The following is an 8,568-nucleotide window of genomic DNA, read 5'->3' as shown; positions in this document are numbered from 1 at the left end:
GAGGAGACGGCGTCCGACGGCTCCGGCTTCTCGGGCGCGGGCTCGGCGGGGCGCGGGCCCGTGATGCCGGGCACGGCCGCCGGGTCGACCGCGGCACCTTGCAGGGGCTGGATGTTGGGTCCTATGCGCTGCTCCACAGCGGGCAGTATGGTCGACGATCCTGTGTCAGGAACAGTCGGACTCCGGTTCGTCCCGCTACATCGTTATATGAAGACGCTCAGTGCCGCCGCCATCACGAAGCCCGCCACCGACAGCACCGTCTCCAGGACCGTCCACGACTTGAGGGTGTCGCGTTCGCTGATGCCGAAGTACTTGGCGACGATCCAGAAGCCGCCGTCGTTGACGTGCGAGGCGAAGATCGAGCCGGCCGAGATCGCCATGATGATCAGTGCCAGGTGTGCCTGCGAGAGGTCCTGGCCCTCCACCAGCGGGACCACGATGCCCGCCGTGGTGACGATGGCGACCGTCGCCGAGCCCTGGGCCACGCGCAGGACGACCGAGATCAGGTAGGCCAGCACGATGACCGGCAGGCCCACGTCGTTGAAGGTGTCCGCCAGTGCGTCCGCGATGCCCGAGCCCTTGAGTACGGCGCCGAAGACACCACCCGCGCCCACCACCAGCAGGATGTTGCCCACCGGCTTGAGGGATGACGTCGAGACCGTTTCCAGGGACTTGCGGGACCAGCCGCGCCTGATGCCCAGCAGGTAGTACGCCATCAGCAGCGCGATCGTCAGCGCGACGAAGGGGTGACCGAAGAACTCGATGACCGAGCGGAAGGTCGAGGGGTCCAGCGCGATCGAGGAGAACGTCGCGGCCAGGATCAGCAGCAGGGGGGTGCCGATGATGAGGAAGACCGTGGGGAGGGAGACCGGTTCTTCCGCGTAGTCGTCGGGGGTCGTGGTGGTGGCGACGGCTCCTGCGCCTGCGTCTGCGCCTGCGCCCGTGGAGCGGGCTGCCGCTCGGCGGGCCGCTCGTTCCTCGGCCACCGCCGACTTCGCCTCGTCCGCCGCCTCCAGCATGTCCTGCGGTACGGGGACGAAGAGGCGCTTGCCGATCCAGGCCGCGTACGCCCAAGCTGCGAGTACGGCCGGGATGCCTACGACGATGCCCATCAGGATGACCCAGCCGAGGTCCACCTTGAACAGGCCCGCGGCGGCCACCGGGCCGGGGTGCGGGGGCAGGAACGCGTGCGTCATCGACAGGCCCGCGAGCAGCGGCATGCAGTAGAGCAGAATCGACTTGCCCGAGCGCTTGGCTGCCGCGTAGACGATCGGTGCCAGGACGAAGATGCCCACGTCGAAGAAGACCGGGATGCCGAAGATGAGGCCGGTGAGGCCCATGGCGAGCGGGGCGCGCTTCTCGCCGAAGAGGTTCAGCAGGCGGGTGGAGAGTGCCTCCGCGCCGCCTGACACCTCAAGGATCGCGCCCAGCATCGTGCCCAGGCCGATGATGATCGCCACGTGGCCGAGGATGCCGCCCATGCCCGACTCGATCATCGAGACGGAGGTCGATCTCTGGACCGTGCCGAAGAGTTCCGTGACGGAGAGGCCCGCGGAGAGGCCCACCGCTATGGAGACCGCCAGCAGGGCTACGAACGGCTGGAGTCTGACCTTGATGATCAGGACCAGCAGCAGAACGATGCCCAGGGCCGCGACGGTCAGGAGTCCTGCCGTGCCGTCCAGGAGGAGGAGCAGGCCTCCTGTGTGGGGTGGGATTTCTGGGGCTGTTGGGGCTGCTGCGAGGAGCGGGGTCATGGGGAGGTCCTCTTTTTCTGGGCAGGGTGTGGGGTGGGGTGTCGAGCATGTTTTTGGGCAGGGGGTATCGCCGTTTGTCGTGCGGGTTTTTGGGGGGTGTGGGGGGGTGGGGGGTTGGGGCCGCGTTTTTACGCGGTCAGGACCGCCAGAGCGTCGATTTCGATCAGGAGGCCCGCCGGCAGGCCCACGTAGACCGTGGTGCGGGCCGCGGGGGGTGCGGTGAGGTTTTGGTCCTCGAAGTACTCGTTGTAGATCGCGTTCATCTCCGCGAAGTGGTCCACGTCCGTGAGGTAGACGCGGATCATCATCGCGTCGTCCCAGGAGGCGCCGCCCTCTTCGAGAATGGCCTTCACGTTGGCGAGCGTCTGGAGGGTCTGCTCGCGCAGCGTCGGTCCCGCGGGCGTCGGCGGCTGGCCCTCCACCGCGGGCAGGAAGCCGACCTGGCCCGCGACCTGGAGGATGTTGCCCTTCCTGACGCCGTGCGAGAACTTGGCGGGCGGGGTGGTGTGGGTCTTGGGGGTCAGGGCGGTCTTGTCGGTCATGAGCTCTGTTCCTTCGTCGGGTTCTTGCCTGAGTACTCGGCGCTGATGGCCTCCGCGGTGCGGCGGACCAGGGGCAGCAGGGTGAGGAGTTCGTCCGCTGTGACCACTACGTTCGGGGCGGAGACGGACATGGCTGCCACTACGCGTCCGTCGGTGCCCCGGATGGGGGCGGCCACGCAGTTGATGGACTCCTCGTGGCCTCCGAGGTCGGTGGCCCAGCCCTGTTCTTTGACCTTGTCCAGTTCCCTCAGGAAGGCGGGGGCGCTGGGGGTCGAACGGGGCGTGTACATGGGGTAGTCGAGCTTCTCCGCGAAGGTGCGGCGCTCGGCGTCGGGGAGGTCCGCGAGGAGGAGCTTCGCCACGGCGGCCACGGTGATCGCTACCGGTTTGCCGATGCGGGAGTACATGCGGACCGGGTAGCGGCTGTCAACCTTGTCGATGTAGAGGACTTCGCCGTCCTCGTGCACCGCCAGGTGGACCGTGTGGCCGATATTTTCGTTGAGGCGTACGAGGTGGGGGTGGGCGATCTCGCGGACGTCCAGGTTCTCCACGGCTTCCTGGGCCAGCGCGAAGAGGCGGGCGCCCAGGCGGTAGCGCTGGTCCGACTGGCGGTAGACCAGGCCGTGTTCGTGGAGGGTGCGCAGGAGCCTGAGGGCCGTGGACTTGTGGACTTCGAGGCGGTCGGCGACCTGTCCTAGGTCGGCGGGGCCCTCGGCGAGCAGCGGCAGGATGCTCAGCGCTCGGTCGACTGTCTGGCTCATGGGGTCGGTACCTCCTCCTGGGCCCGGTCTGCGGTGTTCGTCCAGCCGGGGGCGAGTCGAAGTCTCCCCCACGCGGTGTCGTCCAGGGCGGCCAGGCGGTCGGCGTGGACGCGGGAGGGGGGTGTGGCCAGGTCGCCGGAGGTGGTGAGGGCTGCTGCGGCCATGAGGTGGCCGTGGCGGAGGCGGGCTTTTGGGGGGAGGCCCCGGAGGGTTGCCGAGAGGAAGCCTGCTGCGAAGGCGTCGCCTGCTCCCACTGTGGCCACTACGTCGACCTTGAGGGCGCCGGCCTCGGTCACCGTGTCGCCCTCGCGTGGGGGGTGGGGCGGGGGCGTACCGGGGGGTGTCCGTCCTCGGTCCGGTGCGGAACAGGGGGCTTTGGAGGGGAGCGCGGTTGACGCACCGGCGCCTGCGGGCGAACACCCCCCGGTACGCCCCCTCGCGTCCGTGGGCGAGTGCGGGTGGGTGGCGGGCCTCGACTCGAAGAGCGTGGCGCCTCGGCTGCCGTTCTTGATCACCAGGAGTCGGGGCTCCGGGAGTGCCTCGCGGATGGCTGCGGGGCCTCCTGTGATGCCCCAGGCCTCCTCGGCCTCGTCCTCGCCCACGAAGACCAGGTCCGCGCCTTTGGCCAGGGTGAGGAGGGTGTCGCCCGCCGTGGTGGCGTCCGGCCAGAGCCCCTCCCGGTAGTTCACGTCGAAGGAGATCAACGGGCGGGCGGGGTGGCTTCGGTGGCTGGGCTGGGCTGGGTGGGCTGAGTGGGGGGACGTGAGGGATTTCAGGAGGCTTAGACAGGTGGGGGATAGGGCTGCCGTGATGCCTGAGAGGTGGAGGATGTTCGCCGCTTGGAGCGTCTTGAGGTCGACCGTGGTGGGGGACATGGCTGAGGCCGCGGAACCTGTGCGGTAGTACGCCACCTCGTGGGCGTCGGTGGATCTGTCGCCGGCCGTGCGGAAGTAGATGCCTGTGGGGCGGGAGGGGTCGCGTTGTACGGCGGAGGTGTCCACGCCGTAGGACGCGATCGTCTCCAGGAGGTGGTCTCCGAAGCCGTCCGCGCCGACCCTGCTGACCCATTTGGTGGTGTGGCCCGCGGCTGCCAGGACGCACGCCACGTTGGATTCCGCGCCGCCGATCGCGCGCTCGAAGGTCGGTACGTCGGCGAGGCGGCCTGGGCGGGAGGGCAGGAACGTGACCATGGACTCGCCGAGGGTGACGACCTCCGCCGCGGCCGGAGGGCGCTGGGTGTCGTCGGGTTCGGGCGGTCCGGTGCGGGTCACGGTGGTGGGGGCTCCTGTCTCTGCCGTGGGTCCTGGGCGGCTCCGTTGACCCGGCGTTGGCCGAGATGTTAGACAGCAGTAAGCGTGATACGCAATGGCCGTTGCGGAGAATGCAATGGCCTCTATGAAGGAGGCTCCGCTATGGCCGCCGACTCCGTCTCTGCTCGTGGCAGGGAACGTCTCGCCTCGCTCGCCGATGAGCCCGTCGACCATCGGTTCAAGGGCCTGCCGCCCGACGCCGAAGGGCTGACCGTCGGCGAGCTGGCTCTTGAGCGCCGCAATCTGTTCAGCGGTGGGTTCACCACGCCGTTGCTCGCCCTCTCCGCCGAGCGGCTTGAGCACAATCTGCAGCTCATGGAGACGTATGCGGAGCGGCACGGTCTTGTTTTTGCTCCCCATGGGAAGACGTCCATGGCGCCTCAGCTTTTTTGGCGGCAGATCGAACATGGGGCCTGGGGGATCACGCTTGCCGTGCCGCATCAGATGCGGGTGGCCCGCGCCTTTGGTGTCCAGCGGGTCTTTCTGGCCAACGAGTTGGTCGATGCGGCTGCGCTTGCTTGGATTGCCGGCCAGTTGGCCGACGATCCCTCATTCCGGTTCGTCTGTTACGTCGACTCCGTGCGGGGGGTCGAGTTGATGGATGCCGCGCTGCGGGGGGCCTCCTCCTCGCGGCCCGTGGACGTCGTCGTCGAGCTTGCGGCCGGTGAGGGTGCCCGGACCGGGGTGCGGACCGAGGCCGAGTGCCGGGTCGTCGCCGATGCCGTGGCCGGTGTGGACACGCTTCGGCTGGTGGGGGTCGCGGGGTACGAGGGTGAGGTCCCGGATGCCGACCCCGAGCGGGTACGGGCCTGGCTGCGGCGGCTCATCGGCCTGGTCGTGGACTTCGACAAGGCGGGACGGTTCGCGGGGGCTGGGCTCGACGAGATCGTGGTGAGTGCGGGGGGCAGTGCCTGGTTCGATGCCGTGGCTGATGTTTTTGCGGAGCTGCCTGGGTTGTCGTTGCCTGTGTTGAAGGTGCTGCGGTCGGGTGCCTATGTCTCGCACGACGACGGGCACTATCGGGAGGTGACGCCCTTCGTGCGGGTGCCCGAGGAGGGTGCTCTGCAGCCCGCCTTCCGGCTCTGGGCCCAGGTCGTTTCCCGGCCCTCGGCCGAGCAGGCCTTCGCCAACGCCGGCAAGCGCGATGCCGCCTACGACCTCGATCTGCCCGTCGTGCAGGTCGTGCGGGGGGAGGGCGGTGAGCGGCCCGCGGAGGGTATCGGTGTCACCTCGCTGTCCGATCAGCACGCCTGGATCCGGACCGACGAGGGCGCTGTGCTGGAGGTCGGTGACTGGGTGGGGATGGGGCTTTCGCATCCCTGTACCTCGTTCGACAAGTGGCAGCTGATTCCTGTGGTGGAGCAGGACGGCACCGTCGTCGACTACGTCCGCACCTATTTCTAGGAGCTCGCCATGCTGGATCTCGTCATCCGTGACGTGGACGTCGTCGACGGCAGCGGAGGCCCGTCCTTCCGGGCCGACGTGGGGATCGAGGGCGGCCGGATCACGACCGTGGTGCAGGAAGCGGCCGCTGCCGGGTGTCTGAGGCCCGTCGCCCGTCGGGTGGTGGATGCCGAGGGGCTGGTGTTGGCTCCCGGGTTCATCGACATGCACGCCCACAGTGATCTGGCCCTGCTGCGGGATCCCGACCACAGCGCCAAGGTGGCCCAGGGGGTCACGCTGGAGGTCATCGGGCAGGACGGGCTGTCGTACGCCCCCGTGGACGACCGCACGCTCGCCGAGGTGCGCCGCGCGATCACCGGCTGGAACGGCAGCGGGGACGACATCGACTTCAGCTGGCGTTCGGTGGGGGAATACCTCGACCGCCTGGACCATGGGTTCGGTGGGGAGGGGATCGCCGTCAACGCCGCCTATCTGATTCCTCAAGGTGCTGTGCGGATGCTCGCCGTCGGCTGGGACGACCGGGAGGCGACGCCCGAAGAGCTGGGGCGGATGCGGCAGTTGGTCGCCGACGGCATGCGTGAGGGCGCGGTCGGCATGTCGTCGGGGCTCACGTACACCCCCGGCATGTACGCCAAGGACGCCGAGCTGACCGAGCTGTGCCGGGTCGTCGCCGAGTACGGCGGCTACTACTGCCCGCACCACCGGTCGTACGGCGCCGGCGCCCTGGAGGCGTACCGGGAGATGGTGGAGCTGACCCGTGAGGCCGGGTGCTCACTGCATCTCGCGCACGCCACCATGAACTTCGGCGTCAACAAGGGAAGGGGCTCTGAGCTGTTGGCGCTGCTCGATGAGGCGCTGGACGGTGGGGCGGACATCAGTCTTGATACGTATCCGTACACGCCCGGGTGTACGACTCTTGTGGCGATGCTGCCCAGTTGGGCGAGTGAGGGCGGGCCGGAGGCGACCCTGGCCCGGCTGAGGGATGGCGGGACGGCTGGGCGGATCCGTCACGACATGGAGGTGGTGGGGTCGGACGGGTGTCATGGCGTGCCCATCGAATGGGACACGATTGAGATTTCGGGTGTCGCCGATCCCGCGCTTGCCTCGTACGTGGGGCGGACGGTCCAGGAGTCGGCGGACGCGCGGGGTGAGGCGCCCTGGACGACCGCGCGTCGGCTGTTGCTCGACGACAATCTCGGGTCGACGATCCTGCAGCACGTGGGGCACGAGGAGAACGTGCAGACGATCATGCGGCACCGCGTGCACACCGGGGGCTCGGACGGCATCCTGCGGGGTGACAAGCCGCATCCCCGGGCATACGGCACCTTCCCGCAGTACCTGGGCCGGTACGTGCGGGAGCTGGGTGTCCTCGGTCTGGAGGAGTGCGTCGCGCACCTCACCTCACGACCCGCGGCGCGGCTGCGGCTGCCCGACCGCGGGCTGGTGAGGGAGGGGTACCGGGCGGACCTGGTGCTCTTCGACCCGGAGACGGTCGCCGCGGGGTCCACGTTCGACGCGCCTCGTACGCTGCCGACCGGCATCCCGCATGTGCTCATCGACGGACGGTTCGTCGTCGAGGACGGGCGGCGGACGGATGTGCTGGCGGGGCGGGCGGTCCGCCGGACCGCCGGCTGACCGCCCGCCCACCGGTCGACTGGTTACGGCTTGGGCAGGGTGCAGCCGCTGGCGTTCAGGTCGAGTTTGCTGTCGAGGCCGAAGCAGGCGGGTATCTGGTACGTCTCCTGGCCGTAGTTGATGCCCTCGCGGACGGTGACGGTGCCGTTCTCGTCCACCTCGCACGGGTTGTTGTCCGTGCAGCGTCCGCCGTCCTCGTTGCCGGTGTTGTTGACGGCGACGACGTTGCCGGTGGCGTTGTCGATCACGGGTGAGCCCGAGGTGCCGCCGATGGTCTGGCAGGCGGAGGTGTAGCGGACCGAGTCCTTCCAGGTCCAGGCACCCTCCTTGAGGCGGTAGGCGAAGCCGTCGACGTTGCAGGCGTACGTGCGCTTCCAGTAGCCGGAGACGACCGTGATGGCGGTGCCGGCGACCGGGTGCGTGTCGTTGAGGGTCAGCGGGCTGATGCCGTACGAGGACTTGATCGCCCCGTAGGTGGTGGTGAGCTGGTAGAGCGAGACGTCCGTGTCGGTCATCGTGGCGTACGTGATCTTGCTGGCGCGCAGGGTGGCGACGCGGGTGCCGGCGGAGTTCAGCAGGCCGAAGGTGCGGGTGGAGGCCTGGTCGACGATGACCTCGCCGGCCGCGGGGAAGCCGGTCTCCAGGCAGTGGCCGTTCGACATCACCAGCGCCGGGTCGTCGTCCTCGGAGTCGGGGAAGCGCACGACGGAGCCGGAGCAGTTGCTGAGCGAGACGGTGCCGGCGAAGGTGACGGCCTGGACGGCCGTGGGGGCGGTGGTGGCGGTGTCCGTCTCCGTGGCGGCCACCGCCGGTGCTGCCAGGCCGGTCCCTGTGATCATCAGGGCGCCGAGCGTGGCAAGGAGAGGCTTTTTCATGTGGGGGTCCCCTCTTGTGACGTGAGCGGCCGAAGATCTTCCGACCACTTCCCGTTTTTGTCATGCGCATTCTGAAGTCCCACCCCCACCCCGACAAGAACCCATTTCCAGCCGCCGGGCCCCTGGGGGCCTGGAGGCCTGGGGGCCTGGGGGCCTGGGGGCCTGGGGGCCTGGGGGCCTGGGGGCCTGGGGGCCTGGGGGGGTGACCCATGCGTGTTGCCTGCGGGCGGGTGGGGGTTGCCCGCGCAGTTCCCCGCGCCCCTGACGGGCCGCCTCGCCTTTAGGGG

General features: G+C 69.1%; 7 protein-coding genes. 2 read left to right on the top strand and 5 right to left on the bottom strand.

Features of this window, described 5'->3' with window-relative positions; translation table 11 throughout:
- Positions 1–203: 203 nt before the first annotated feature.
- From ACFWGJ_RS38415 to ACFWGJ_RS38400, 4 genes are all read right to left on the bottom strand, one after another.
- Positions 204–1,754: a GntP family permease gene (locus ACFWGJ_RS38415; protein WP_387333591.1), complete on the bottom strand. Its 1,551-nt coding sequence runs from the start codon at positions 1,752–1,754 to the stop codon at positions 204–206.
- Positions 1,755–1,882: 128 nt separating this feature from the next.
- Positions 1,883–2,296, bottom strand: a complete 414-nt coding sequence (locus ACFWGJ_RS38410) for a RidA family protein (protein ID WP_381833529.1) — start codon at positions 2,294–2,296, stop codon at positions 1,883–1,885.
- Positions 2,293–3,057, bottom strand: coding sequence for an IclR family transcriptional regulator (locus ACFWGJ_RS38405; protein WP_387333590.1), 765 nt, complete (start codon positions 3,055–3,057; stop codon positions 2,293–2,295). The genes ACFWGJ_RS38410 and ACFWGJ_RS38405 overlap by 4 nt, the downstream gene beginning before the upstream one ends.
- Complete coding sequence (locus ACFWGJ_RS38400) at positions 3,054–4,328, bottom strand: sugar kinase (RefSeq protein WP_387333589.1); 1,275 nt, start codon at positions 4,326–4,328, stop codon at positions 3,054–3,056. Before ACFWGJ_RS38400 ends, ACFWGJ_RS38405 begins: the two co-directional genes overlap by 4 nt.
- Positions 4,329–4,469: 141 nt before the next feature.
- Between ACFWGJ_RS38400 and ACFWGJ_RS38395 the strand changes: the two genes are divergently transcribed.
- Entirely contained in the window at positions 4,470–5,771 is a 1,302-nt protein-coding gene (locus tag ACFWGJ_RS38395) for an amino acid deaminase (RefSeq protein WP_387333588.1), read from the top strand.
- Between the two features lie 9 nt (positions 5,772–5,780).
- On the top strand, positions 5,781–7,406 hold the full coding sequence (locus tag ACFWGJ_RS38390; RefSeq protein WP_387333587.1) for an amidohydrolase family protein: 1,626 nt from the start codon (positions 5,781–5,783) through the stop codon (positions 7,404–7,406).
- 23 nt (positions 7,407–7,429) lie between these two features.
- Here ACFWGJ_RS38390 and ACFWGJ_RS38385 read toward each other — a convergent pair whose 3' ends face one another.
- Positions 7,430–8,281: a serine protease gene (locus tag ACFWGJ_RS38385; protein ID WP_387333586.1), complete on the bottom strand. Its 852-nt coding sequence runs from the start codon at positions 8,279–8,281 to the stop codon at positions 7,430–7,432.
- Positions 8,282–8,568: the final 287 nt, after the last annotated feature.

Origin of the sequence: Streptomyces sp. NPDC060205, from assembly GCF_042728395.1 — a bacterium.
Lineage (GTDB): Bacteria > Actinomycetota > Actinomycetes > Streptomycetales > Streptomycetaceae > Streptomyces.
This window is presented reverse-complemented; position numbering and strand designations above follow the sequence as displayed.